Annotated in this window: 23 protein-coding genes and 1 tRNA gene; 14 read left to right on the top strand and 10 right to left on the bottom strand. The window is 71.6% G+C overall.

All coding sequences use genetic code 11. The annotated features are described in order from the left end of the window. The first annotated feature begins 167 nt into the window (after positions 1-167). The 7 genes from GTY67_RS11365 (at position 168) to GTY67_RS11335 (ending at position 9,712) form a co-directional block, all read left to right on the top strand. Complete coding sequence (locus GTY67_RS11365) at positions 168-1,064, top strand: FAD binding domain-containing protein (RefSeq protein WP_161213682.1); 897 nt, start codon at positions 168-170, stop codon at positions 1,062-1,064. Beyond that, positions 1,061-2,896: a 2Fe-2S iron-sulfur cluster-binding protein gene (locus GTY67_RS11360; protein ID WP_161278574.1), complete on the top strand. Its 1,836-nt coding sequence runs from the start codon at positions 1,061-1,063 to the stop codon at positions 2,894-2,896. Before GTY67_RS11365 ends, GTY67_RS11360 begins: the two co-directional genes overlap by 4 nt. A 109-nt stretch (positions 2,897-3,005) precedes the next feature. Further along, on the top strand, positions 3,006-5,357 hold the full coding sequence (locus GTY67_RS11355; protein ID WP_093688779.1) for a molybdopterin cofactor-binding domain-containing protein: 2,352 nt from the start codon (positions 3,006-3,008) through the stop codon (positions 5,355-5,357). Positions 5,358-5,403: 46 nt separating this feature from the next. Continuing rightward, positions 5,404-6,153 carry a hypothetical protein gene (locus GTY67_RS11350; protein ID WP_161278573.1) on the top strand — a complete coding sequence of 250 codons (750 nt, stop codon included), beginning with the start codon at positions 5,404-5,406 and terminating at the stop codon, positions 6,151-6,153. Between the two features lie 37 nt (positions 6,154-6,190). Beyond that, entirely contained in the window at positions 6,191-6,616 is a 426-nt protein-coding gene (locus GTY67_RS11345; protein ID WP_161278572.1) for a hypothetical protein, read from the top strand. 17 nt (positions 6,617-6,633) lie between these two features. Beyond that, positions 6,634-9,000: a hypothetical protein gene (locus GTY67_RS11340; RefSeq protein ID WP_161278571.1), complete on the top strand. Its 2,367-nt coding sequence runs from the start codon at positions 6,634-6,636 to the stop codon at positions 8,998-9,000. A 28-nt stretch (positions 9,001-9,028) separates the two neighbouring features. Beyond that, positions 9,029-9,712, top strand: a complete 684-nt coding sequence (locus GTY67_RS11335) for a hypothetical protein (protein ID WP_202461936.1) — start codon at positions 9,029-9,031, stop codon at positions 9,710-9,712. A 63-nt stretch (positions 9,713-9,775) separates the two neighbouring features. Here the strand turns inward: GTY67_RS11335 and GTY67_RS11330 are convergent. Continuing rightward, positions 9,776-9,850: transfer RNA gene (locus tag GTY67_RS11330), tRNA-Cys, on the bottom strand. Between the two features lie 401 nt (positions 9,851-10,251). Here GTY67_RS11330 and GTY67_RS11325 point away from each other — a divergent pair. The 6 genes from GTY67_RS11325 (at position 10,252) to GTY67_RS11300 (ending at position 16,262) form a co-directional block, all read left to right on the top strand. Continuing rightward, complete coding sequence (locus tag GTY67_RS11325) at positions 10,252-11,703, top strand: MFS transporter (protein WP_237502751.1); 1,452 nt, start codon at positions 10,252-10,254, stop codon at positions 11,701-11,703. Positions 11,704-11,743: 40 nt separating this feature from the next. Further along, positions 11,744-11,944 carry a ribbon-helix-helix protein, CopG family gene (locus GTY67_RS11320; protein WP_161278569.1) on the top strand — a complete coding sequence of 67 codons (201 nt, stop codon included), beginning with the start codon at positions 11,744-11,746 and terminating at the stop codon, positions 11,942-11,944. Then, positions 11,941-12,330 (top strand): type II toxin-antitoxin system death-on-curing family toxin, encoded by a 390-nt coding sequence (locus tag GTY67_RS11315; RefSeq protein WP_161278568.1) that lies wholly within the window; start codon positions 11,941-11,943, stop codon positions 12,328-12,330. Before GTY67_RS11320 ends, GTY67_RS11315 begins: the two co-directional genes overlap by 4 nt. A 155-nt stretch (positions 12,331-12,485) precedes the next feature. Then, positions 12,486-14,270 (top strand): DEAD/DEAH box helicase, encoded by a 1,785-nt coding sequence (locus GTY67_RS11310; RefSeq protein ID WP_093688765.1) that lies wholly within the window; start codon positions 12,486-12,488, stop codon positions 14,268-14,270. A gap of 467 nt (positions 14,271-14,737) precedes the next feature. Further along, a complete protein-coding gene (locus GTY67_RS11305; RefSeq protein ID WP_018488589.1) occupies positions 14,738-15,382 on the top strand; it encodes a helix-turn-helix domain-containing protein in 645 nt (214 codons plus the stop codon). 91 nt (positions 15,383-15,473) lie between these two features. Continuing rightward, positions 15,474-16,262 carry a S16 family serine protease gene (locus GTY67_RS11300; RefSeq protein WP_161278567.1) on the top strand — a complete coding sequence of 263 codons (789 nt, stop codon included), beginning with the start codon at positions 15,474-15,476 and terminating at the stop codon, positions 16,260-16,262. Here the strand turns inward: GTY67_RS11300 and GTY67_RS11295 are convergent. The 8 genes from GTY67_RS11295 to GTY67_RS11260 all read right to left on the bottom strand — a co-directional run bounded on the left by GTY67_RS11295 (position 16,222) and on the right by GTY67_RS11260 (position 22,913). Then, positions 16,222-17,589: an MFS transporter gene (locus GTY67_RS11295; protein WP_161278566.1), complete on the bottom strand. Its 1,368-nt coding sequence runs from the start codon at positions 17,587-17,589 to the stop codon at positions 16,222-16,224. The two genes, GTY67_RS11300 and GTY67_RS11295, sit on opposite strands and share 41 nt — an antisense overlap. Before the next feature lie 45 nt (positions 17,590-17,634). Continuing rightward, positions 17,635-17,835: a hypothetical protein gene (locus GTY67_RS11290; RefSeq protein ID WP_161278565.1), complete on the bottom strand. Its 201-nt coding sequence runs from the start codon at positions 17,833-17,835 to the stop codon at positions 17,635-17,637. A gap of 41 nt (positions 17,836-17,876) precedes the next feature. Next, positions 17,877-18,485, bottom strand: a complete 609-nt coding sequence (locus GTY67_RS11285; RefSeq protein WP_093688759.1) for a metalloregulator ArsR/SmtB family transcription factor — start codon at positions 18,483-18,485, stop codon at positions 17,877-17,879. A 145-nt stretch (positions 18,486-18,630) separates the two neighbouring features. Beyond that, positions 18,631-19,521, bottom strand: a complete 891-nt coding sequence (locus GTY67_RS11280; RefSeq protein WP_237502750.1) for a glycine betaine ABC transporter substrate-binding protein — start codon at positions 19,519-19,521, stop codon at positions 18,631-18,633. An 86-nt stretch (positions 19,522-19,607) separates the two neighbouring features. Then, on the bottom strand, positions 19,608-20,477 hold the full coding sequence (locus GTY67_RS11275) for an ABC transporter permease (protein ID WP_161278564.1): 870 nt from the start codon (positions 20,475-20,477) through the stop codon (positions 19,608-19,610). Beyond that, complete coding sequence (locus tag GTY67_RS11270; RefSeq protein ID WP_093688755.1) at positions 20,474-21,733, bottom strand: betaine/proline/choline family ABC transporter ATP-binding protein; 1,260 nt, start codon at positions 21,731-21,733, stop codon at positions 20,474-20,476. The genes GTY67_RS11275 and GTY67_RS11270 overlap by 4 nt, the downstream gene beginning before the upstream one ends. Continuing rightward, the gene (locus tag GTY67_RS11265) at positions 21,726-22,373 is read right to left on the bottom strand and encodes an ABC transporter permease (RefSeq protein WP_030567765.1); all 648 of its coding nucleotides are present in this window, start codon (positions 22,371-22,373) and stop codon (positions 21,726-21,728) included. Before GTY67_RS11265 ends, GTY67_RS11270 begins: the two co-directional genes overlap by 8 nt. Positions 22,374-22,439: 66 nt before the next feature. After that, a complete protein-coding gene (locus tag GTY67_RS11260; protein WP_073872916.1) occupies positions 22,440-22,913 on the bottom strand; it encodes an Lrp/AsnC family transcriptional regulator in 474 nt (157 codons plus the stop codon). Positions 22,914-23,035: 122 nt separating this feature from the next. On the opposite strand from GTY67_RS11260, the gene hppD reads away from it, so the two are divergent. Then, positions 23,036-24,181 carry a 4-hydroxyphenylpyruvate dioxygenase gene (gene hppD, locus GTY67_RS11255; RefSeq protein ID WP_093688751.1) on the top strand — a complete coding sequence of 382 codons (1,146 nt, stop codon included), beginning with the start codon at positions 23,036-23,038 and terminating at the stop codon, positions 24,179-24,181. Positions 24,182-24,275: 94 nt separating this feature from the next. On the opposite strand, the gene GTY67_RS11250 is transcribed toward hppD, so the two are convergent. Further along, positions 24,276-25,934, bottom strand: coding sequence for a tetratricopeptide repeat protein (locus GTY67_RS11250; protein ID WP_161278563.1), 1,659 nt, complete (start codon positions 25,932-25,934; stop codon positions 24,276-24,278). Between the last annotated feature and the right edge of the window lie 90 nt (positions 25,935-26,024).

Below are 26,024 nucleotides of genomic sequence, written 5' to 3'. Positions count from 1 at the left end.
AGGTGCGAAACCGGATCATCCCCCAGGTCAGGGACGGATCCACCCTTCGCGGACCCTCGCGCCGGTCCCATCGGAAGATGTGCCAGAGTTGCCACGTCCGGCCTGTGAACACGTACCGTACGGCGGAACAGGCGGACCAGCCGGGAGACCGGGAAGGGGCAGCTGGGTTGACCACGCACGCACCGCAGGCGATGCAGTCGGTGACGCTGCCGGCCTCGTTGGACGAGGCCGTGGCGGCGCTGGAAGCCATGCCTGCCGCCGTCCCCGTGGCGGGGGGAACGGACCTGATGGCGGCCGTGAACAAGGGGCTCCTGCGCCCCTCGGGACTGGTCGGCCTCGGCCGGATCAGCGAGCTGCGCGGCTGGCACTACCAGGACGGCCACGCCCTGCTCGGCGCCGGCCTCACCCACGCCCGCATGGGACGGCCCGACTTCGCCGCCCTGATCCCCGCCCTCGCCGCCTCCGCGCGCGCCGCGGGCCCGCCCCAGATCCGCAACGCCGGAACCCTCGGCGGCAACATCGCCACCTCCGCGCCCACCGGCGACGCCCTGCCGGTGCTGGCCGCCCTGGAGGCCGAGCTGGTCGTCGCCGGACCCGGCGGCACGCGCCGCGAGGTCCCGGTCTCGCACCTGCTGGCCGGCCGCGAGATGCTCGCCCCCGCCGAGCTGATCGGCTTCGTCCGCGTACCGCTGCTGCACGCCCCGCAGGTGTTCCTGAAGGCCACCGGCCGCACCGGCCCCGGCCGCGCCACCGCCTCGGTCGCCATCGTGCTGGACCCGGCCCGGCGCGGCGTGCGCTGCGCGGTCGGCGCCATCGCCCCGATGCCGCTGCGCCCGCTGGAGGCGGAGCGCTGGATCGCCTCGCTGATCGACTGGGACGGCGAACGGGGCCTGGCGCCCGACGCGCTGGCGGCCTTCGGCGAGTACGTCGCCGCCGCCTGCATCCCGGACCACGAGCCGCCGGCCGACGGCTCGGAGGCCCCGCCGCTGTCCCCGGCCGTACTCCACCTGCGGCGCACCGTCGCCGCGCTCGCCCGACGCGCACTGGGGAGGGCACTGTCGTGAGCAATGAGGAAACCTCCGACCAGCACGGGCACGGCGACGGCCCCGACCCCCGGTACGGGGGCTGGGAGCCGACGCCGCAGAGCGGTGAGTACGACGCCGACGCCACCGCGTTCGTCCAGCTCCCGCCGGAGGACCTGGCGGCCGCGCCCCTGGCCGCCCCCGGCCACGGTTACGTACCGCCGATGATCGTGCCGCTGACCCCGGCCGCCGGTCTGGACCCGGCCGCGACGGGCAGCTGGGTCGTCCAGACGCAGAGCCAGCAGCAGGCGCAGGCGGAGCGGCGCGCCCAGGAGGAGTCGGTCCCGGGAGCGGTGCACTGGCCGGACCCGAACGAGCAGGGCGGCTACGCGCAGCCGTACCAGAACACCTCGCACTCCACGGCCCAGTGGAACTTCACCGAGGCGATGGGGGAGCAGCCGGGGCAGCCGGGCGCGGGGGAGTACCCGGACCACAACGGGCCCGGGGAGTACCAGGAGCACTCGGGCTCCGGAACGGGTGGTGCGGAGTACCCGGACCACACCGGCCCGGACCACTACGCGGACCACGGGGGCCACGCGGCCCCTGGTGACCACACGGGCCCCGGCGACTACGCGGGTCACACCGGCCCCGGCGACCCCGCGAGCCACCAGGACCACACCGGCCACACCAGCCACACCGGCCACACCGACACCCCCACGCACACCGACACCTCAGGCCACACCGCGCACACGGGTCAGCCCACGCACGTCGGCCACACCGGCCAGTGGACGATCCCGGTCGCGGACGGGGATCTTCCGGACGAGTCGGGCGAATTCCTGGCCTCGGCGGCGGCCTCGCAGCAGTGGTACGCGGACGACACGCGCCCGGCCACGCTCCCCGGCGGCGCCCCCGCCCCCTGGGCCACCCAGCCGCAGCCCGAGGAGTCCCCGGCGCCCGTGCGCCCCGGCCCGGACGAGGAGCACGCGGCGGCCCACCCCGCCGCCGACCCCGGGACGGGTGCGCACCCGCTCGCCGCCGAGGAGGCGGAGGAGCCGGCCGAACCCCTCACCGCAGCGGAACCGGAACCGGAAGCGGAACCCCCGGCCGACACCGCCCCGGAAGCGCCCACCGAGGCCGAGACCGGCCCCCCCTCCGAGGAAACGGCACCAGCCCTCGCCGAGGCGGACGCGGAACAGGCCCCCGAAGCGGAACCCGAGCCGGACCCGGCCCACGACCCCGCGCACGACCCGGCCACCGCCCCCGTCGACGTACCCAGCGAACACCCCGCCGCCTCCTACCTCCTGCACGTCAACGGCGTGGACCGCCCGGTCTCCGACGCCTGGATCGGCGAGTCCCTGCTCTACGTGCTCCGCGAGCGCCTGGGCCTCGCCGGGGCCAAGGACGGCTGCTCGCAGGGCGAGTGCGGGGCGTGCAACGTCCAGGTCGACGGCCGCCTGGTCGCCTCCTGCCTGGTGCCCGCCGCGACGGCCGCGGGCAGCGAGGTCCGTACGGTCGAGGGGCTGGCCGTCGACGGCGAACCCTCCGACGTCCAGCGCGCGCTCTCCGCCTGCGGGGCCGTCCAGTGCGGCTTCTGCATCCCCGGCATGGCGATGACCGTCCACGACCTGCTGGAGGGCAACCACGCCCCCAGCGAGCTGGAGACCCGCCAGGCCCTCTGCGGCAACCTCTGCCGCTGCTCCGGCTACCGGGGCGTACTCGACGCGGTCGCGGACGTCGTCGCGGCCCGCGAGGCGAGCGCGGAGGCGTCCGTCGCCGCCCAGGACGAGGCCCGCATCCCGCACCAGGCCGAGCCCGGCGCCGGCGGCGTACAGCCACAGCACCAGCACCACCCGCACGAGGGAGGCGCGCAGTGATCGGCGCGCGCAGACCCGCGGCCCACGGCAACCGGGCCGACCAGCACCACGCGACACCACAGGTCACCCACCGCCGTCGGCGCGGCGGGGCGAACGACAAGGAGGCGGCGTGAGCGGCGACGCAGCCACCGCGGCCAACGCGACCAGCACCAGCCTGCCCAGGATCGACGCGGCCGGGGGACCGGGCGACGGACCCGGCCAGGAGCCGCCCCTGATGGGCCTGGGCGCCTCGCTGCCGCCCGCCGACGCCCGCGCGAAGACCGAGGGCACCTTCCCCTACGCCGCCGACCTCTGGGCCGAGGGGCTGCTCTGGGCCTCCGTGCTCCGCTCGCCGCACCCGCACGCCCGCATCCTGTCGATCGACACCTCGGCCGCCGCCGCGATGCCCGGGGTGCGCGCGGTCGTCACGCACGAGGACGTCCCCGGGGACAGCAACTACGGCCGCAGCGTCGTCGACCGCCCGGTCTTCGCCTCCGAGCTGGTCCGCCACCACGGTGAGCCGATCGCCGCCGTCGCCGCCGACCACCCGGACACCGCACGGCTGGCGGCCGCCGCCGTCGCCGTCGAGTACGAGGTGCTGGAGCCGGTCACGGACCCGGAGAAGGCGTTCGCGGCGGAGCCCCTGCACCCCGACGGCAACCTGATCCGGCACATCCCCCTGCGGTACGGCGACGCCGAGGCGACCGGCGAGGTCATCGTCGAGGGCCTCTACCGCATCGGCCGCCAGGACCCGGCCCCCATCGGCGCGGAGGCCGGGCTCGCCGTGCCCCGCCCCGACGGCGGCGTCGAGATCTACACCGCCTCCACCGACCCGCACACCGACCGCGATCTGGCCGCCGCCTGCTTCGGCCTGGAGCCGGACCGCGTCAAGGTCGTCGTCACCGGCGTCCCCGGCGCGACCGGCGACCGCGAGGACCCCGGCTTCCAGATCCCGCTGGGCCTGCTCGCCCTGCGCACCGGCTGCCCGGTGAAGCTGGCCGCCACCCGCGAGGAGTCCTTCCTCGGCCACGCCCACCGCCACCCCACCCTCCTGCGCTACCGCCACCACGCGGACGCCGACGGCCGGCTGGTCAAGGTGGAGGCCCAGATCCTGCTGGACGCGGGCGCGTACGCCGACTCCTCCTCGGAGTCGCTGGCCGCCGCCGTGGCCTTCGCCTGCGGCCCGTACGTCGTCCCGCACGCCTTCATCGAGGGCTGGGCGGTCCGCACCAACAACCCGCCCTCCGGCCATGTGCGCGGCGAGGGCGCGATGCAGGTCTGCGCGGCGTACGAGGGCCAGATGGACAAGCTGGCCGCGAAGCTCTCCATCGACCCGGCCGAACTGCGCCTGCGCAACACGCTCTCGACGGGCGACATCCTGCCCACCGGCCAGACGGTGACCTGCCCGGCCCCGGTGGCCGAACTGCTCCGCGCGGTCCGAGACGCCCCCCTGCCCGCCCTCCCCAAGGACACCCCGGAGGACGACTGGCTGCTGCCCGGCGGCCCCGAGGGCGCGGGCGAACCCGGGGCGATCCGCCGGGGCGTGGGCTACGGGGTCGGCATGGTCCACATGCTCGGCGCCGAGGGCGCGGACGAGGTCTCCACGGCCACGGTCCGGGTCCACGACGGCGTGGCCACGGTGATCTGCGCGGCAGTGGAAACAGGCCAGGGCTTCACGACTCTCGCCCGCCAGATCGTCCAGGAGGTCCTGGGCGTGGACGAGGTCCACGTGGCCGCCGTCGACACCGACCAGCCCCCGGCGGGCCCGGCGACGCACGGCCGCCACACCTGGGTCTCGGGCGGGGCGGTGGAGCGGGCGGCGAAGATGGTCCGCACCCAGCTCCTCCAGCCGCTGGCCCACAAGTTCGGCATGTCCACGGAGCTGCTCCAGATCGCCGACGGCAAGATCACCTCGTACGACGGGGTCCTCTCCACCACGGTCATGGAGGCGATGGACGGCAAGGAGCTCTGGGCCACCGCCCAGTGCCGCCCCCACCCCACCGAACCGCTGGACGGCTCCGGCCAGGGCGACGCGTTCGTGGGCCTCGCGTTCTGCGCGGTACGGGCGGTGGTCGACGTAGACATCGAACTCGGGTCGATCCGCGTGGTCGAGATGGCGGTGGCCCAGGACGTGGGCCGCGTCCTGAACCCCGCCCAGCTCAGGACCCGCATCGAGGCAGGCATCACCCAGGGCATCGGCGCGGCCCTCACCGAGAACCTCCGCACCGCGAGAGGTCTGATCCGCCACCCCGACCTGACCGGCTACGCGCTCCCGACCTCGCTGGACGCCCCGGACATCCGTATCGTGAAGCTGGTCGAGGAGCGGGACGTGGTGGCCCCGTTCGGCGCCAAACCGGCCTCGGCCGTCCCCGTGGTGACGGCCCCGGCCGCAGTGGCCTCGGCGGTCCGCTCGGCCACCGGCCGCCCGGTGAACCGCCTGCCGGTACGCCCGCAAGCGGCGGTGGCGGCCACGAAGGGCTGACAGGCGGCGCACGCGCGCCGTTTTCTTGACCAGGGGGGTACCGGACATGATTTCCGAGCCGGAGCTGATAGGGGAGTTCGGACCGGAACACACTCCGGAGGCGGTGGGCGACTTCGACCGGAAGCCCACGTCCGGACGCAGACGCGGACACGGCCTGCTGTGGGCCGCGGCCGGAGCGCTGACAGCCTCCGCGATATGGGCGACGGCTGTCTTCGCGTACGGGGACGGCATCGACCGGAAGGCGGACCCGCACGGCTACCAGCTGGGCGGACGCTCGTGCTCCGCGTTGCAGATGAAAGCATTGACCGCGTCGGTGGGAAAACGGGAAGGCGGCCCCTCGCTCTCCCCGGGACGCATCGAACACCCGGCACTCGACGAGATCCACTGCTTCATGGGAGCCAGCTCCCCGGAGGGCACCGCCGAGGACGACAAGGGATGGTCCACCTTCGCCCAGGTCGAGTTGACGGTCCAGGTGTACAAGAAGACCGACCCCCGGCCCGTGTTCGAAGCCGGCCGGGGACCGTCGGGCGTGGCGGAAGCCGACGCGGAGCGACCGGTGCTGGTGCCCGGCCTCGGGGACCGCGCCTATCTGCTGACCCGGGGACGGGAATCGCGGCTGAGCGTGGTGGAGGGCGCCGCCGTCATCACACTCGACCTCTTCGTCTCGACGAACCACGCGGCACAAGGCGGGGAAGAGTCGGACGGGTCGTCGTCCGACTATGAGTCGGACTCGTACGACGCCGACCTGATCAGTGACATGCGCGATGTGATGAAGGCGCTGAAGACGGCGGCCTGAGCGCCGCCGGGCGCTCAGCAGGTGAAGGGGGAATCTCATGACATTCGACGAGGAATGGTCCGAACTACGCGCGGCAGCAGCCGAACGGACCGCCATGCGCATCAACGGAGTTCCGTCGGAGGGCGGCGGGGGCGGCACACCCGACCTGGTGGTGAACCGGGACGATCTCGGAGCCATCGGGAACGACGCCTATGACCTGAGGACGAGGCTGTCGAAGGAGGGCGACCACGCCCGCCCCGCCACCTTCGACGCGGCGATCGCGCTCACCAACGGCAACTTCGCGAGCGGTGCGGCGGTACTCAAGGTGCACGACCGCTGGCGAGCCCAGATCAAGACGCTGCTGGATTCCTGCGCGCACATCTCGAACCACCTGGACTACACAAAGGCGCAGCACGCCAAGGACGAGGTGAAGGTCGTGGGGGACCTGACGCCGATCTCCAAGCTGACGGAATACCTGAAGTAGGGCGCGGGGGAACGCACATGCTGAAGTACGAGGACATCATCGATGCCCCCGTGGGAAAGCTGAAGGCCGCGGCCGACGACTGGTCGGAAATGGCGGGCAAGCTGGACAAGCTAGCCACCCAGGCCGCCGACGGGATGAAGGTCAGGGCGGAAAAGGCGGACTGGGAGGGGCTCAACGCGGGCGTCACCAAGGCGTTCATCGGCAGGACGGCCAAGGAATTCGCGGACGCGGCGGCCCAGGCCAAGGGCGTGAAGGCGATCCTGGAAGACGGTCACGCGGCCATCAAGAAGGCCAAGGACGACCTGGCCGGGATCCGGGATCACGAAGGACCGGCGGCCGGTATACGGGTCGACGCGAACGGCGAGGTGTTCGCGCGTCAGCCGCTGGAGGACGCGCCTCCCGCGCAGCGCCACGACCCCGACTACCCGCAGTTGGTGCGGCAGGAGAAGGAGAACATCGCCGCCTGGCAGAAGAAGATCGACCTGATCGTGGACAACTGCAACGACGCCGATGTGTCGTTGAAGAACGCCCTGGAAGCGAACGTCACCGACCGCAAGGACTTCAGCGCCCCCAAGTACACGAAGCTGGACCAGGAGGAGGCCGCCAGGGCCGCCGCGCTGGCCGCCAAGGGCCGCGACCTCACCCACACCGAACTCCAGGTGCTCAACGAACTGCTGAGGGACAACAGCAAGTCGGTGGAGTTCTCGAAGAACTTCTACGAGAAGCTCGGCCCGGAGAGGTCCCTGTCCTTCTTCGGGCAGCTCTCGACGGACACGTACAGGGGCATGAAGTTCGACAAGGAGCGGCTCAAGGACGTTCAGGCGCTCCAGAAGAACCTCGGGCTCAACCTGGCCACTGCCTCGTACGACAAGGCGTTCTCGGCGGAGTGGGGGCCGGAGCTGCGCAAGCTGGGGACGCAGCAGATCCCGCTCTCCAAGTACGACACCCCCGGCGACCCGTACGGGTACCAACTGCTCGGCGGGATCATGCGGTACGGGAAGTACGACGCCGAGTTCCTCAATCCGATCGCCGAGCATGTCGCGCAGCTGCACCAGAAGGACCCGTACAGGTTCGCCGACAACAAGCAGGTGCACAGCTTTCTGGGAAGCCCTTTCAACCCTTCGGGCAGGAACGGTTCCGGCTATGACCCGGTCACGGCGATGCTGGAGGCTCTGGGAAACAGCCCGGACGCGGCGAAGCGTTTTTTCACCGACGACCCGACGGCCTACAACGAGGACGGCACGGTCGACAAGGGAGCCACCGCCGATCTCGGCAAGCAGGACGGCGAGGCCATCGACAACTACCTCGACTTCTTCGGAAACGAGAAGTGGGAGTCGTTCCCGGACATGAACTCCACCGACCCGAACAAGCTGGAGGCCACCCGGCAGTACATGCCGGACGCGCTGGGTCATGCGCTGGAGGCGGCGACGCTGGGCTATCCGGCCGGTCATCCGGACGCCGGAGTGGTGCGGGATGCCGACAACGCGGCCGTCATGCGCCAGGTCATGGAGAAGTACAGCGGGGACGCCGGGCTGCTCAAAAAGCAGGAAGGCATGGCCGACAGCCTCGGGATCATGGGGGCTGGCTACATCGACGACATCAATTGGGCCTTGGTCGAGAACGAGCACGACAGTCTCTTCGCACCCGGCAAGAACCTGGAAGGGCACATCGACTTCTCCGACCCCGGCTCCGACCCCGACCCTGACCGCCGCGACGGCCGCAGCATCGCCCGAGGCTTCCTCAGCACTCTCGGTCAGCATCCGGACGCGTACGCGACTGTCTCGGCGGCGGAAGGTGCTTACACCCGCAGCGCGCTGGAAGGGCAGGTCGGCCCGGCCGGAAAGATCGACGAGGGTGCGGTGCGGGCGGCCGTGCAGGTGGGGGCCGAGGTGCAGGGCATGCTGGACCAGTCCAGGGCTGACCAGGTGGAGGCTACGAACCTCAAGACCCATGAGGACTTCGAGAAGGCGGTCGCGAAACGGGCGGGCTGGGTCGAGTTCGGGGCGGTCGCGGGCGTGGCGGCGGGCGTCGCCTTCTTGCCTGCGACAGCGGCCGTAGGCACGGCCGCTGTGCTGATTCCGCTGGCGACCGACACCGCCAGTGGTGCTCTGGAACAGGTGATCGGACAGACGGTTGGCGATATTTCGGACAACTCGGTGGATGAGCACAAGGAGAAGGTGGAGGATCTGAACCGGGCGGAGAAGACCAAGATCCACTCCGCGGGAGAACGCATGGCCGAGGCTCCCATGGAGGAGTTCATGCGGCAGCACGGAGTGGCCTCCGAAAGCAAGTTCGGGCAGGACTTGAAGGTGGCCATGCGCGTCGGCTACGGAGTCGGCAATGCTCGCGAGAATCAGCAGGGCAATGACCCGGAGACCGGCTGAGGCCGACCGAGAACACGGAAGGACGCGGATGGTGATCAACAGCAGGGCTGCACGGGGTGGGTGCCTCGCCGCAGCCGTGGCTGGCTCACTGGTCTTCGGAGCCACCGGCTGCGTGGGAGGGGACGAGGGGGGTGCGAAGCCGAGCGATGCGGCAGTGGCGGGGACGCGGCTCTGCGGTAGCAGCGCGGTGACGGCCGACGCGGCCGAGGCGCTGGAGGTGATCACGGGGTCGTCGCGGTTCGAGGCATCGGCCGAGAAGTCCACCATCGCCCATGCCGCACAGGAACTGAGCGGGGTTTCCGGGGCCCCTGGCACCGTGGACGGGGATGTCTGCCGTATCTACACGCCCGTCGGAACGCCGGAGGTCGAGCTCAGGATCACCTGGCTGCGCTCCGACGGCACCCCTGCGGGCGACCCGGCCCCGAAGTTCACCGTGCTCCCGATGGGGGAACGTGCGCTGACCGCGACGGACGGCGCGGTCATCCGGTTTGCCTGCCGGAGCGCGAAGCTGACCGGTTCCGCACCGGCCCACGTAGACATCGGCGTGGAGCGCGGGGGCATGCCCACGGAGCCCGAGGGTGATCCCGATGAGCTGAAGGACGCCTACGCGACCGTGGCCCACTCCTTCTCCTTGGCCATGGCGAAGGAGCTGGGCTGCGAGAACGACGGAGGGCTGGAGCCTCGACCGTCACTGGACCCGGCGTCCGGGTGAAACAGCACGAAGCGGCGGATGCCCCGCACGATGGGGTGTCCGCCGCTTCGGGCGTTGTCCTTCTGGAGGCCGTGACCGGAATCGAACCGGTGTAACTCGAGTTGCAGTCGAGCCCCTGAGCCTCTCGGGCACACGGCCATGTGTTTGCTGTTGTGTCCTCGACGTTAGGGGGCGCGGGGAGCGGACCACAAGGGTGGCGGCCGGTATGCAATGCGACTGCCATACGCCGTTCACGCCCGGCCCTGCGGCCTACGACCAAGGGACGACCCCGGGCGGGCCCAGGGACAGGGCTCAAACGGCCCCACGCCCCTTACCCTGGGGCCATGACCGCCCCCGAACACCGTGACGGCACCGACGCCGCGCGCCCCGCGCCGACCGATCCGCCGCATGACCATCGCGGGGCCGACCTGCCCCACGACCACCGCGGGGCCCACCTGCCGCACGACCTGCCGGGCGGCCCCACCGACCCGGCCACCGGGCTGCCGGCCGACCTGCCCACCGATCTGAAGACCGGCATACCCGGGGACCTTCGGCCGGGGATGCCGGACGCGCTGCCCGACGATCTGGCCGGGGCGGTCACCGAGGCGGCCGCCGAGGGGGTGCTCGGGCGGACCTACCGGGCGCTGAGCATCGGGATCGTCTCCGTGGTCTTCCTCATCGCGTTCGAGGCGACGGCGGTCGGTACGGCGATGCCGGTCGCCGCGCGGGAGCTGCACGGCATCCCGCTCTACGCGTTCGCCTTCTCCGCGTACTTCACCACCAGCCTCTTCGCCATGGTGCTCTCCGGGCAGTGGGCCGACCGGCGCGGGCCGCTCCAGCCGCTCGCCACCGGGATCACCGCCTTCGGCGCGGGGCTGCTGCTCTCCGGGGCGGCGGGCTCCATGTGGGTCTTCATCGCGGGCCGGGCGGTCCAGGGGCTCGGCGGCGGGCTGGTGATCGTCGCCCTGTACGTGGTCATCGGGCGCGCCTACCCCGAACGCATCCGGCCCGCCATCATGGCCGCCTTCGCCGCGAGCTGGGTGATCCCGTCCGTGGTCGGCCCGCTGGCCGCCGGGACGGTGACCGAGCACCTCGGCTGGCGCTGGGTCTTCGTCGGCATCCCCGTCCTCATCGTGATCCCGCTGGCCCTGGCCCTTCCGCAGATCCGCCGGATGGCCTCGGGCCCGGCGGACCCGGACGCGCCGGCGCAGCCGTACGACCGCCGGCGCATCCGCCTCGCGCTGGGGATCTCGGCGGGGGCCGGGCTGCTCCAGTACGCGGGCCAGGAGCTGAACTGGCTGGCCGTACTCCCGGCCGCCGCGGGCGTCGCGCTGCTGGTGCCCGCCGTACGGGGGCTGCTGCCCACCGGGACCGTACGGGCGGCGCGCGGGCTGCCGTCGGTGATCCTGCTGCGCGGGGTGGCGGCCGGTTCGTTCATCGCCGCGGAGTCCTTCGTACCGCTGATGCTGGTCACCCAGCGCGGCCTGACCCCGACCATGGCGGGCCTCTCCCTGGCGGTGGGCGGGGCGACCTGGGCGCTCGGCTCGTACGTCCAGTCCCGGCCGCGCCTGGAGCCGTACCGGGAGCGGCTGATGGTGAGCGGGATGGTCCTGGTGGCCGCGTCCATCGCCGTCGCCCCCACCGTGCTGATCCCGGCCGTCCCGGTCTGGATCGTCGCCGTGGCCTGGGCCTTCGGCTGCTTCGGCATGGGCATGGTGATCGCCTCCACCAGCGTGCTCCTGCTGAAGCTCTCGGCCCCGGAGGAGGCGGGATCCAACTCCGCCGCCCTCCAGATCTCCGACGGCCTCTCCAACGTCCTGCTCCTGGCCCTCGGCGGCGCCGCCTTCGCGGCACTCGGCGGCAAGGCCCTGGGCGCGGCGGCCCACGGCACGGTGAGCGGGGCGGCCACGGGCTCGCACCCGGCGGCCTTCGCGGCGGTGTTCGTGCCGATGGCGGTGGTCGCGGTGGTGGGGGCGTGGGTGGCTACGCGGGTGGTCGTACGGGAGAAGTGAGCGGTACCACTCTGGCCCCACCCGTTGGTACCGTTCCGGTATGGCTATGAACCTGCGTCTCCGCGACGACCAGACCGAGGCCCTCAAGCAGCGTGCCGAGCAGGAGGGCACCAGCATGCACGCCATACTGCTCCAGGCCGTGGACGACTACCTCGTCAGAACGGCGCAGCAGGCCATCGTCCGCAAGACGGCGAAGGAGCAGGCGGCCAAGTGGGGCGAGCTCATGGAGCGGCTCAAGTGAGCTGCGTCTACCTGAGCTCCGAGGACGTGCTCGTGATCGCCGAGTACGCCTGCGACGACATGCAGATCGTCGTCCGGGACGCCGGTCTGCTGGAGTCGGCGGTCCATCGCCCTTCGGCCGCCATGTTCGGCGAGGAGGCCTATCCCGACCTCATCGACAAGGCGGCGGCGCTCCTCCAGTCACTGGCGAGCAACCGTTCCTTCTTCGACGGAAACAAGAGGACGGCCTGGCTCTCCTGCGTCACCTTCCTCGCCATGAACGGTGTCGACCTGCGCCCGGGCATCGACGCGGCGGAGCGGCTGGTCATCGATGTCGCCACGGGTGAGACGGACGAGATCAAGGTGATCTCCCAGGGGCTGCGGGACCTGGTCGACGGCGAGGTGTGAGCACGGTCTCGTCAGCTCTCGGCGCGGCTCGTTCGTACCGGGTTTCCACCGGGCCCCCGGTAGGGTGGCCCGGTTGTCGTATCGCGGGCCACGTCCTTCGGGCCGGTCCGGCGGCGACAGCGCCCCACGTACCCGAGCGCCCCGAACCGGAGACCGTGACTACTACCACCGCCTCCCACCACCTCTCACCCGCCTTTCCCGGCCGCGCCCCCTGGGGCACCGCCGGCAAGCTGCGAGCCTGGCAGCAGGGGGCCATGGAGAGGTACATCCAGGAGCAGCCGCGCGACTTCCTCGCCGTCGCGACGCCCGGCGCGGGCAAGACCACGTTCGCGCTGACCCTCGCGTCGTGGCTGCTGCACCACCATGTCGTCCAGCAGGTCACCGTGGTCGCCCCGACCGAGCACCTCAAGAAGCAGTGGGCGGAGGCGGCCGCCCGGATAGGGATCAAACTCGACCCGGAGTACAGCGCCGGTCCGCTGAGCAAGGAGTACCACGGCGTCGCCGTGACGTACGCCGGTGTCGGCGTCCGCCCCATGCTGCACCGCAACCGGTGCGAGCAGCGCAAGACCCTGGTCATCCTCGACGAGATCCACCACGCCGGTGACTCCAAGTCCTGGGGCGAGGCCTGCCAGGAGGCGTTCGACCCGGCGACCCGGCGGCTCGCGCTGACCGGTACGCCGTTCCGGTCGGACACCAACCCGATCCCCTTCGTCCAGTACGAGGAGGGCAACGACGGCATCCGCCGCTCCTCCGCCGACTACACCTACGGCTACGGCAACGCGCTCGCCGACGGTGTCGTCCGCCCGGTCATCTTCCTCAGCTACAGCGGCAACATGCGCTGGCGCACCAAGGCCGGGGACGAGATCGCGGCCCGGCTCGGCGAGCCGATGACCAAGGACGCCATCGGCCAGGCCTGGCGCACCGCCCTCTCGCCCACCGGCGAGTGGATCCCCAACGTGCTGGCCGCCGCCGACAAGCGGCTCACCGAGGTCCGCAAGGGCATCCCCGACGCGGGCGGGCTCGTCATCGCGACGGACCAGGACTCGGCGCGCGCGTACGCCAAGATCCTGAAGAAGGTCACCGGCGAGACGCCGACCGTCGTCCTCTCCGACGAGAAGGCCGCCTCGAAGAAGATCGACAAGTTCAGCGCGGACGAGTCCCGCTGGATGGTCGCGGTCCGCATGGTGTCGGAAGGCGTCGACGTGCCGCGCCTCGCCGTCGGCGTGTACGCGACCACCATCTCCACCCCCCTCTTCTTCGCCCAGGCCGTCGGCCGCTTCGTGCGCTCCCGCAGGCGCGGTGAGACGGCCTCCGTCTTCGTACCGACGATCCCGATGCTCCTCGACTTCGCCAACGAGATGGAGGTCGAACGCGACCACGTCCTCGACAAGCCGAAGAAGGGCAGCGACGAGGAGAACCCGTTCGCGGAGGAGGACCAGCTCCTCGCCGACGCCGAGAAGCTGGAGGACGAGGAGACCGAGGACCAACTGCCCTGGGAAGCCCTGGAGTCGGACGCGGTCTTCGACCGGGTGCTGTACGACGGCGCCGAGTTCGGCATGCAGGCCCACCCGGGCAGTGAGGAGGAGCAGGACTACCTCGGTATCCCCGGCCTCCTCGAACCCGACCAGGTGCAGCTCCTCCTCCAGAAGCGCCAGAGCCGCCAGATCGCGCACAGCCGCCAGAAGCCGGCCGAGGAGGCCGACCTCCTGGAGAAGCCCGCCGAGGCGCGGCCCGTCGTCACCCACAAGCAGCTGCTCAGCCTGCGCAAGCAGCTCAACACGATGGTCTCCGCCTACACCCACCAGAGCGGCAAGCCCCACGGTGTGATCCACAACGAGCTGCGCCGCGTCTGCGGCGGCCCCCCGACCGCCGAGGCGACCGCCCACCAGATCCAGCAGCGGATCGCCAAGGTCCAGGAGTGGGCCACCCGTATGACGTGAGCGGGCACTGCGCCCCACCGCCCTCCGTGCGGCTCGTTCCGGTCCTTCCGGGACGGGCCGCACGGCCGTTTCCGGCCACGCTCCACCGCCCGGCCGGAAAAATGTCCACGCTTCAATTCACGGTGAGTTAACGCCAGTTCACATGAGGTACACGAAGGGTCACCAACGCGTCTGTCCTCCTGGACGCGCGTAGATGTTCGCGTTCCGGACGCCACCGCGCTGACCGGCGGTTATGCCGTACGGTCGGGGCCTCGCCCGGGGAAGCGCCCGGATTCTGGACGAGGTCTTCCGCTGAGCGGACTGGCTCGCTACTGTCCCCGCCATATGAACGCCCCGTGGCAGAGCCGCCGCGGAGCGCAGCCGGGGCCTTGGCCAGACCGGCGGCCTCTCCGTGCGTCGCCGCTGGGACCGGCGTCGCAACCCCCGGAGCCGGGCCGTCGTCGCTCACCCGAAGAGGAGAGGGCGTCGTGACAGCGGAGACTTCCCAGACGCTCGACCGAGGACTGCGGGTCCTCAAACTGCTCGCCGATACCGACCACGGTCTGACCGTCACCGAGTTGTCCAACAAACTCGGGGTCAACCGGACCGTCGTCTACCGGCTGCTCGCCACCCTGGAGCAGCACGCCCTGGTCCGGCGTGATCTGGGCGGCCGCGCCCGGGTCGGGCTCGGTGTGCTGCGCCTGGGCCGCCAGGTGCACCCCCTCGTCCGGGAGGCCGCGCTGCCCGCGCTGCGTTCCCTGGCCGAGGACATAGGGGCCACCGCCCACCTCACGCTCGTCGACGGCAGCGACGCCCTCGCGGTCGCCGTCGTGGAGCCCACCTGGACCGACTACCACGTGGCCTACCGGGCGGGCTTCCGGCACCCGCTGGACCGCGGTGCCGCCGGGCGGGCCATCCTCTCCGCCCGCCAGCACACCACGGCCGGGCACCCCGGCTACACCCTCACCCACGGCGAGCTCGAAGCCGGTGCCAGCGGGGCGGCCGCGCCGCTGGTCGGGGTGTCGGGGGTGGAGGGGAGCGTCGGCGTGGTCATGCTCGCCGACGCCGTACCGGAGCGGGTCGGGCCCCGGGTGCTGGACGCCGCCCGGGAAGTGGCGGACGCGCTGCGGTAGCGCCTCGCGCGTCGGCGCCCCCGCGGCCGTGGCACGGCGGGGGCGTACGCCTGGCGCGTGCCCGCTTCCGCGCGGCGGTTAGATTGGACGGGTGCTCACTCGTCTCTCGCGCCCCCGCGCGCTCGCCCTCTGCGCGCTGCCCGTCCTCGCCCTGTTCGGTACGGCGGCCCTCGCGCCGCTGCCGTTCACCCTGGCGCAGCCCGGGGTGACGGCGGACGTGCTCGGCAAGGACCGCGGCAAGCCGGTGATCACCATCACCGGCGCGGAGACCCGGCCCACCGACGGGCAGCTGCGGATGACCACGATCGTCGCCACCGGGCCCAAGGCGGACGTCCGGATCGGCGATGTGGTGGACGGCTGGTTCCGTACGGACCGGGCGGTCATGCCCCGGGACTCCGTCTACCCGACGGGCGGCTCCGAGCAGGAGATCGAGAAGCACAACCTGAACGACATGAAGGAGTCCCAGAACGTCGCCGTCGACGCGGCCCTCAACCAGCTGAAGCGCGAGCCCGGCTCCATCCGGGTCACCGTGGACCTCGGCGACATCGGCGGGCCCAGCGCCGGGCTGTTCCTCTCGCTCGGCATCATCGACAAACTCGACGGCGACGGCAAGGGCGGCGGCCTCACCGGCGGCCGCGTCATCGCCGGTACGGGAACGATCAGCGCGGACGGCAAGGTCGGCGCGGTCGGCGGGGTCTCCATGAAGACCCAGGCCGCCCACCGCGACGGGGCCACCGTCTTCCTCGTCCCCAAGGCCGAGTGCCGCGAGGCGGAGGCCGAGCGGCCCGACGGGCTGCGGCTGATCCCCGTCACCACACTCGGCGGCGCGGTGGACGCGCTCAAGGCGCTGGAGCAGGGCGGGAAGGTGCCGAGCTGCTGACCTCCGGCGGCGGGCCGGGCTCCTGGACCGCTGCCTCCGCCGGTACGGAGCCCTCCTCCCGCGTCGCTTCGTCCGCCGCCGGCCCCTCCACCGCAGGCCCCTCCATCGTCCGCCACGACGGGAACACCAGCGGGCTCAGCGTCGCCAGGAAGTACACCGCGCCCATCGCCAGCAGCGCCCCCGAGGAGCCCGCGCCCTCCACCAGCAGCCCGGCCGCCAGGCCGCCCAGCGGCATCGCGAACTCGCACCCGGCGGTCAGCGCCCCCGAGACCCGGCTGCGCAGCCGGTCCGGGACCCGCTCGTAGATCACCGTCGTCAGGATCGGGTTCAGCACCCCGCCCGCGATCCCGCCCAGCAGCATGGTCACCGCCAGCGGCAGCACCGTCCCGGTCACCCCGGCGACCAGGAACCGGGGGGCGCCGCACAGGATCACGCACACCGTGAACACCGCCCGCCGTGAGAAGCGGTGCCCCACCGCCCCGTACAGCAGCGCCCCCGCCAGCCCGCCCGCCCCGAACAGCGCGGTGAGCAGCCCGATGGCCTTCGCCCCGCCCAGCTCGGCCTCGGCGTGCACGGGGAGCAGGACGGCGTTCCAGCCCTGGTCGGTGCCGTTCATGAACATCACCATCACCACGACCGACAGCAGCAGCCGGTTGCCCAGCAAGTGGCCGTAGCCTTCGCGGAGTTCGGTGCCGTACGTACGCAGCGAGACGGGCGCCTGCGCCGTGCGCGGCTCGGCCGGGCCCACCCCCCGTACCCCGACGGCGATCAGCAGGGCGGAGAGCCCGAACGTCCCCGCGTCCAGCAGGAGTACGGTCTCCGAGCCGGCGAAGGCGATGAGCACCCCGGCCAGCGCCGCGCCGACCATCCTGGCCCCGCGCGAGACCGCGTCGAAGAGGCTGGCGGCGCGGGGGAGTGTGGTGCCCGCGTGCTCGGCGAGGTCGGGGATCAGGACGTACCGGGCGGTGTTGCCCGGGGTGTGGGCGAACCCGTTCAGCGCCATCAGCGCGCAGAGCATCCAGAATTCGAGGGCGCCCACGTGGTGCAGCAGCGGGATCGCTGCGATGGCGAGGCCGCACACCGCGTCCGAGGCGACGGCGACCCGGCGGCGGCCGATCCGGTCGATGAACGGCCCGCCGATCAGTGCGGCGAGGACGATCGGCAGGGTGGCACAGAAGGCGACGACGCCCGCCCGGCCCGCGCTCCCGGTGGTCTCCAGGACGAACCAGGGCACGCCGATCAGGGTGAGCGAAGTCCCGGCGGTGGAGATGGAGTTGGCCGCGAGCGTGGCGGCGAGCGGTGTGCGGTGACGGTGGCGGTGGTGCATGGCCGTGCTTCCCCCCGGAGGCCGTTTGCCAGGCGGTACGGACTGCTAGGCGGTACGGAACGCGTGGCCGCCGGTCGCGGTCGGCCCGCTCCGGGCCAGCCGGAGGCCCACCTCGACCATCGTCCAGCCGATCCGGGTGCGCAGGTGGGCCCGGGGGAGGCGGAACTCCGAGGCCTCGCGCAGGAGTTCGGCGGACCGGTCGGCGTGCAGGGCGAGGTGGATGTCGGCGTGCGTGTCGGCGTGCATGAGTAATTCCCTTCGGGCCGTCGGCTGTTGGGGCGCGCTGATCATTCGGAGGGGCGGGGGAAGGTGTGCAGGTGGGTCCGTACGACCGCCGAGCCCTCGGTGCCCTCCGGGACGCGGTCCCGGAAGCTCTCCACGACCTCGTGGAGCTTCTCGGACAGCTCCCGGGCCAGTTCAGGGGTGAGGCGCAGCTTGAAGTCGCTCATGTCCGAGCTCCGCCGCCACTCCTCCGGCCACTCGCCCATCGTGCCGAGCCAGGTGTTCAGCTCCTGGGCGTGGGTGGTGGCCACCTCGTGCATGACGACGTCGATCGCCCCGCGTACCTCCGGGTCGGCGTGCGAGAGGAAGTCCGCGCTCTCGAACGTCGACCCCTCGTGCACCGCCCGCCACCACCGCTCGCGGCCCTTGCCCAACTCCGGGGCGTCCTCGACCAGTTCGGCATCCGCGAGCTGGCGCAGGTGGTAGCTGGTCGCGCCACTGGACTCGCCCAGCCGCTCGCCGAGCCCGGAGGCGGTGGCGGGGCCGAACTCCCGCAGGGCGTTGAGCAGCCGGATCCGCAGGGGGTGCGCGAGGGTGCGCAGCGTACGGGCGTCGACGTTGTGCATGTTGTGCTTGCCGACGGGGGTGCGCCGGCCGGTCTCGTTCTCCGTCATGGGTCGACCGTAGACTTGCAAAGCAATCTTTGCAAGGGGTTCTTTGCAACGCACTCTTTGTAACTCGCCGCGAGTTCGCCCGGGAACTCGCCGGGGAACTCGCCAGGACCTCCCTGAAGCCTCCCCGAGACCTCCCCCGCTCCCGTCACCCCTCCTCGATGAACCCCTCCGCCACCAGCCACTCCTTCGCCACCTCGTGCGGGTCCTCCCCATCCACGTCCACCTTCGCGTTCAGCGTCTGCGCCACCTCGGTCGTCAGCTTCTTCGCGAGCGGGGCCAGCAGCTCCGCGATCACCGGGTACTTCTCGAAGGTCGCCAGGTGGACGACCGGGGACGCGTTGTAGTTGGGGAAGAAGTTCTTGTCGTCCTCCAGTACGTCCAGGTCCATCGCCTTGATCCGGCCGTCGGTGGTGAACACCTCGCCCAGCAGGCAGGAGTCGGACTCGGAGACCTGCGTGTAGATGATCCCGGCGTCCATCTTCTGGATGTTGCCGGCCGGGATCTTCATCCCGTACCGCTTCTCCATGCCGGGCAGCCCGTCGTCCCGGGAGGCGAACTCGTTCTCCACGCAGATCGTCACCGCGCCCGGGTTCTTCTTCGCGAGGGCCGCCACGTCCGAGAGGGTCTTCAGCTTGTACTTGGCGTTGTTCTTCTTGCTGATGGCCAGGGCGTACGTGTTGTCGAGGGGGGCCGGCGGCAGCCAGACCACCCCGTTGCCCTTGTCCTCGTCGCGGACCGCCTCGTACTGCTCCTGCGGGTCGACGATGGGGTCGGCGTGGCCGAGGAAGGTGATCCAGCCGGTGCCGGTGTAGTCCCACTGGGCGTCGGCGTCGCCGTTGATGATGGCCTCGCGGGCGCTGATGGAGCCCGGCAGGTTCGTACGGTCCAGCACCTCCGCCCCGGCCGCCTTGAAGACCAGGCCGGTCATCTGGCCCAGGATGATGTTCTCGCTGAAGTTCTTCGAGGTCACCGTCAGCGTGGCGCCCTTGAGCGGCTCGCCCTGCCCGACCGACCCGGGCGACACGTCGTCCACCATCGGCGAACCGCTCTTGAGCCCGCAGCCGCTCACCAGCAGCAGCAAGGACGCGGCCGCCAGGACCCGGACACCGTACGTCGTCTTCCTCACCGCTCCTCCAGCCCGCGCGGCGTCAGCGCCAGTTCGGCCAGCGAGGCCAGCCAGTCCACCAGCAGCGCCAGCACCACCGTCAGCACCGAGCCGATGATCAGCACCGGCATCCGCTGCGTCTGGATCCCCGAGGTGATCAGGTCGCCGAGCCCGCCGCCCCCGCCGAACGTGGCCAGCGTCGCCGTACCGACGTTCAGGACCAGGGCCGTACGCACGCCCGCCAGGATCAGCGGCACCGCCAGCGGCAGCTCCACCTTCAGCAGCACGCCCCGCCCGGACATCCCCATCCCGCGCGCCGCCTCGATCATGTTCGGCTCGATCGCCCGCAGGCCCGCCACCGTGTTGGAGAGCACCGGCAGCACCGCGTAGATCACGATGCCGATGATCGCCGTACGCGGCCCGATGCCCAGCCAGATCACCAGCAGGGCCAGCAGGCCGATCGCCGGGGTCGCCTGCCCGATGTTGGCCAGCGCCGTGAACGCCGGGGCCGCCTTCCGCAGCCGCCGCCGGGTCAGCGCGATGCCCAGCGGGATCGCGATGATCAGCACCCAGAAGGTGGAGATCGCCGTCAGCCGCACATGCTGCCACCAGCGCAGCTGCACATTGCCGCCGGAGAGCGAGTTCTCCGCGATCGAGTCCAGGTGGATATTGGTGATCCACACGTACGTGACCACCAGGATGACCGTCAGCACCACCGGCAGGACGACCAGTTTCCGCCAGGTGATCCGGCGCGCCGGGGCGGCCGGGGCGGGGGAGGGGTCGCTCTCCTCGTCGTGGAACGCGTGGCCCTTGACGTCGTGCTCGCCCGGCGGCCGGGTGGGGGTGGCCGGGCCCTTGCCGGAGCCGGACTGGTGGCTGGGGCTCATACTCCGCCGCCACCCCCCTCCAGCTCCTGCTCCGTCTGGTGGACGCGCTGCTCCTCCAGCTCGTGCTGGTGCTCCATGGCGGTCAGCCGGTCGGCCTCCAGCAGCTCCTGCACGTTGTCCATCAGCGTCTTCATGTCCACGACGCCGATGAACTCGCCGCGCCGCCCGGTCACCGCGACCCGGCCCCCGCTGTCGGTCAGCACCGCCTCCAGCGCGTCGTGCAGCGTGGCGTCCCGGGTCACCGTGTCGTGCACCAGCTGCCCGGCCCGCGCCAGCGAACCGCGCGCCCGCATCAGGTCGCCGCGCCGCAGCCACTTGTACGGGCGGTTGCGGCGGTCCAGCATCAGCAGCTCGTTGTGCGGGCCGTTGCGCAGCTTGTTGAAGATCGTCTGGAGCGGGTCCTCGACCGTCACCGTCGGGAAGTCCGCGATGCCCACATCCCGTACGCGGGTGAGGTTGAGCCGCTTGAGGGCCGCGCCCGCCCCGACGAAACCGGAGACGAAGTCGTCCGTCGGGTTGGTGAGGATCGCCTCCGGGGTGTCGAACTGCGCGATGTGCGACCGCTCCCGCAGCACCGCGATCCGGTCGCCGAGCTTGATCGCCTCGTCGAAGTCGTGGGTGACGAACACGATCGTCTTGTGCAGCTCGTGCTGGAGCCGGATCAGCTCGTCCTGGAGGTGGTCGCGGGTGATCGGGTCGACCGCCCCGAACGGCTCGTCCATCAGCAGGACGGGCGGGTCGGCGGCCAGCGCCCGTGCCACGCCCACGCGCTGCTGCTGCCCGCCGGAGAGCTGGCGCGGATAGCGGCCGTGGAACTCGCGCGGGTCCAGGCCCACCAGGTCCAGCATCTCCTCCACCCGGTCCTTCACCCGGGACTTGGACCAGCCGACCATCTTCGGGACCAGCGCGATGTTGTCGGCGACCGTCATGTGCGGGAAGAGGCCGGAGGACTGGATCGCGTACCCGATCTTGCGGCGCAGCTTCACCGGGTCGATGTCGGTGACGTCCTCGTCGCCGATCCTGATCCGGCCGGAGGTGGGTTCGATCAGACGGTTGATCATCTTCAGCGTGGTGGACTTCCCGCAGCCGGACGGGCCGACGAAGATCACCGTCTCGCCGGCCTTGATCTCCATCGAGACGTTGTCGACGGCCGGGTTCGGGTTGCCCGGGTACTTCTTGGTCAGGTTCTCCAGCTGGATGGTGGCCCCGGAGGTGGCGGTGCTCTCCCTCTCCGGAACGGTCTCGGTCTCAGGCACGGATCCCCCTCGGGATGGTCAGCCGCCCCAGCAGGACGTACGCGGCGTCGAAGAGCAGGGCGAGGACGACGATGCCGAGCGTGCCCGCCAGGACCTGGTTGATCGCGTTGGCGCTGCCCAGCGAGGCGATGCCCCGGAAGATCTCGTTGCCGAGGCCGGGCCCGGAGGCGTACGCGGCGATGGCGGCGATCCCCATCAGCATCTGGGTCGAGACCCGGATCCCGGTCAGGATCGGCGGCCAGGCCAGCGGCAGCTCCACCCGGCAGAGCCTGGCCACCCGCGACATCCCGATGCCCGTCGCCGCGTCGACCAGCGCCGGATCGACGCCCCGCAGCCCCACGATGGAGTTCCGGACGATGGGCAGCAGCCCGTACAGCGTCAGCGTGATCACCGTCGGCGCGACACCCAGCCCGACCAGCGGGATCAGCAGACCGATCGCGGCCAGCGAGGGGATGGTGAGGATCGTCGCCGTGGAGGTGATGGCCAGCGAGCCGCCCCAGCCGCTGCGGTAGCTCACCACCCCGATGACCACCCCCAGCACGGTGGCGATGACCATGCACTGGAAGACCGCGCTGACGTGCTGGAACGCGTCCGTGAGGAGCTGCTGGTGGCGGGTGTTCAGATACTCCCAGAAGCTCACACGGCGCTCCTTCGGATCGGTCGGCGTTCGGGCTTCCGGATCTCTGCCTGCCCGGATTCCCCTGGCTCAGTCGGTGTCCTGGGCCGCCTGTTCCACCAGCGGGATGATCCGCAGCGGAACCGGGTTCTCCATGACGATCGCCGTGGAGGCCCGGACGATGCCATCAAATCCGACAACCCGGTCGATCACCCGCTGGAGATCGGCGTTGGACCGGGCCACCAGCCGGCACAGCATGTCGCCGGTGCCGGTGGTGGTGTGCAGCTCCAGCACCTCCGGTACGCCGCCCAAATGGGCCCGTACGTCGGCGCCTTGGCCCTGCTTGATCTCCAGCGTCGCGAACGCGGTGACCGGATAGCCGAGCGCCGCCGGGTCCACGTCCGGGCCGAACCCCCGGATGACGCCATTCGACTGAAGGCGGTCCAGCCGCGCCTGTACGGTCCCGCGCGCCACGCCGAGCCGCCGGGATGCTTCGAGGACGCCGATGCGCGGCTCCCGTGCGAGCAGCACGATGAGCCGGCCGTCCAGATGATCGATCGCCATGAGCCCGCCTCCGGTGGTCACCCTGTACAGATAGTCCGGCCATCATGGCAATCGGCTGCACACATTGACCAGTGAATGCGCGAACTATTGCGCACCTTGCGATGCGGGGAGAGCCTTCGAACATGACTGAGACTCTGCACACCAGCCCTGACACCGCCGCGCAGGCCGACCGCTTCCCGGTCAAGGGAATGGACGCGGTCGTCTTCGCCGTGGGCAACGCCAAGCAGGCCGCGCACTACTACTCGACCGCCTTCGGCATGAAGCTCGTGGCCTACTCCGGACCGGAGAACGGCAGCCGCGAGACCGCGAGTTACGTCCTCACCAACGGCGCCGCCCGCTTCGTCTTCACCTCCGTGATCAAGGCGTCCACCGAGTGGGGCACCTTCCTCGCCGACCATGTCGCCGAGCACGGTGACGGGGTCGTCGACCTCGCCATCGAGGTCCCGGACGCCCGCGCCGCCTACGCGTACGCCGTGGAGCACGGCGCCCGCGGCATCACCGAGCCGCACGAGGTCAAGGACGAGCACGGCACCGTCGTCCTCGCCGCCATCGCCACCTACGGCAAGACCCGCCACACCCTGGTGGAGCGCTCCGGTTACGACGGCCCGTACCTCCCCGGCTTCGCCGCCGCCTCCCCGATCGTGGAGCCGCCGGCCAAGCGGACCTTCCAGGCCATCGACCACTGCGTCGGCAACGTGGAGCTCGGCCGGATGAACGAGTGGGTCGGCTTCTACAACGAGGTCATGGGCTTCACCAACATGAAGGAGTTCGTAGGCGACGACATCGCCACCGAATACTCCGCCCTGATGTCGAAGGTCGTCGCCGACGGCACGCTGAAGGTGAAGTTCCCGATCAACGAGCCGGCGATCGCGAAGAAGAAGTCGCAGATCGACGAGTACCTGGAGTTCTACGGCGGCGCAGGCGTCCAGCACATCGCGCTCGCCACCAACGACATCGTCTCCACGGTCCGTTCGATGCGCGCGGCCGGTGTGCAGTTCCTGGACACCCCCGACTCGTACTACGACACGCTCGGCGAGTGGGCGGGGGAGACCCGGGTGCCGGTCGAGATCCTGCGCGAGCTAAAGATCCTGGTCGACCGCGACGAGGACGGCTACCTGTTGCAGATCTTCACCAAGCCGGTCCAGGACCGCCCGACCGTCTTCTTCGAGATGATCGAACGCCACGGCTCCATGGGCTTCGGCAAGGGCAACTTCAAGGCCCTCTTCGAGGCGATCGAGCGCGAGCAGGAGAAGCGCGGCAACCTCTGAGACCTCCCACATACGCCACCGCGGACCGGGGCAGCACCCCGGACCGCGGTGGCGTATGCCGTTTTCGGCAGCCGTTCCTTTGTCGGAAGCCGTTCTACGGAGACTTCGAGGCGTCGGCCTCCACCGCCGCGGGGCTGCTCGGGGCCGGCTTCGACGGGGCCGGGGCCGTCTTCGAGGGGGCCGGGGACTCCGGCTTGGGGGACTCCCGCTTCGGCTCCGGCTTCGGTTCCCGCTTCGGCTCAGGGGCCGGTGGCGGGGGCGGCGGCTGCATGTCCCCCGGCCCGCCCGACGGCGGCTCACCCAGTGACTCCAGCGCCTCCCGGGCCTTCGGCGCGTCCAGCGGGGAGAACGCCGGGTTGGTGCGGAGCGCCTCCTCCAAGTGGCGGCGGGCCGGACCGTACTGCGCCAGCCGCGCTTCGATCACGCCCAGGTGGTACGCGTACGAGGCGTTCCGCACCCCCGTGTCCACCGCCTGCCGGGCGTACTTCAGCCCCTCCTCCGACGTGCCCGCCCGGTGCAGCGCCCACCCCAGCGCGTCCGCCACCGCCGCACTGCGGTGCTGCTTCCTCCACTGGCCGCGCAGCAGCTCCACCGCCACCGCCGGGTCCCCGTGGTCGCTCTCGTAGCGGGCCCGGACCAGCGACTCGTCGACCCCGGCCGCCTTCGCCTGCTCCAGCAGCTCGCCCAGCTGGTCGTACTGGCTCTGCGCGTCGCCGTCGAGTTCCAGGGACGTGTACAGCTCGCCGAGTTCGAGGGCGTACGCCGGGCGCGGGAGCTTGGCGAGCGCGCTCTGGTACGCGGCCACCGCCTCGTCCGTGCGGTCCAGCGCCGCCAGGGCCCGGGCCTTGCCCGCCAGCGACGCGTGGTGGCCGGAGTCCGTGCGCAGCGCCGCGTCGAACTGCGCCACCGCCTCCTCCGGCTCGCCCCGCTCCCAGGCCAGCTCGCCCAGCCGGTGCAGCGCCTCGGCCTTCTCGGCGGGTGTCGTCGCCCGGTCTGCGGCCTCCCGGGCGGTGGCGAGCGCGTCCTCGCGCCAGCCCTGGCCCCGGTAGAGGTCGGCGGTGCGGGCCAGGGCGGGGACGCCCTTGCGCAGCTCGCCGAACTTCTCGGTCGCCTCGGTCGCCGCCTTGACGTCCCCGAGACCGGTGTAGGCGTCGATGAGGACCGGGTACACGCTCCAGGCCTTCGGGTCCTGCTTCCGTACCGTCTCGCCCCACCGCTTCGCCGCCAGGAAGTCGTGCCGCGCGTTGGCGAGTGCCGCCATCCCCACCCACGCCTCCCCGTTGCCGCGCTCGCCCGGCCGCGCCTCCAGCGACCGCTTCAGCGCCTCCTCCGCGCGCCCGAAGTACGCCGCGTCCGCCGAGCGCCGCCCCCACTCCACGTACGCCGAACCGAGCGTCGCCCACGACGGCGCGTCGGCCGGGTGGGACTCCACCCACTTCTGCCGGTCCCCGACCAGCGCGGTCAGGTCCGAGAGGGAGGCGGGGGAGCCCGCGGTCGCCGCCGCCTCGGCCCGCTCCACCGGACCCGGCTCCTTCGGGACGTCCCGCTTCCCGTCCGGTACGGCCACCAGCGCCCCGGCCAGCAGCACACCCGCCGCCACCGCCCCGAACGCGGCCCGGCGCAGGGTCGTCCGCAGGGTGGGCGGGGGAGGGGGCACGGCGGTGGCGCCTTCGGCGGGCATCGCGTAGGGGTCGTGCGGGGACGGCTCGGGCGGCCGGCGGGACTCGGGATCCTGCTGGGGCATGACATCCATGGCCATCACTGTGCGTCAGTCATACGAGCACACCGCTCCTTGGGGATCGCCCCCGCCGACGGGTTCACACCATTGGCCCCCGGGTGCCAC

It is taken from the genome of Streptomyces sp. SID8374, assembly GCF_009865135.1.
GTDB lineage: Bacteria > Actinomycetota > Actinomycetes > Streptomycetales > Streptomycetaceae > Streptomyces.
Note: the sequence above shows the minus strand (reverse complement) of the source record. Positions and strands in the feature narration are given on the sequence as shown.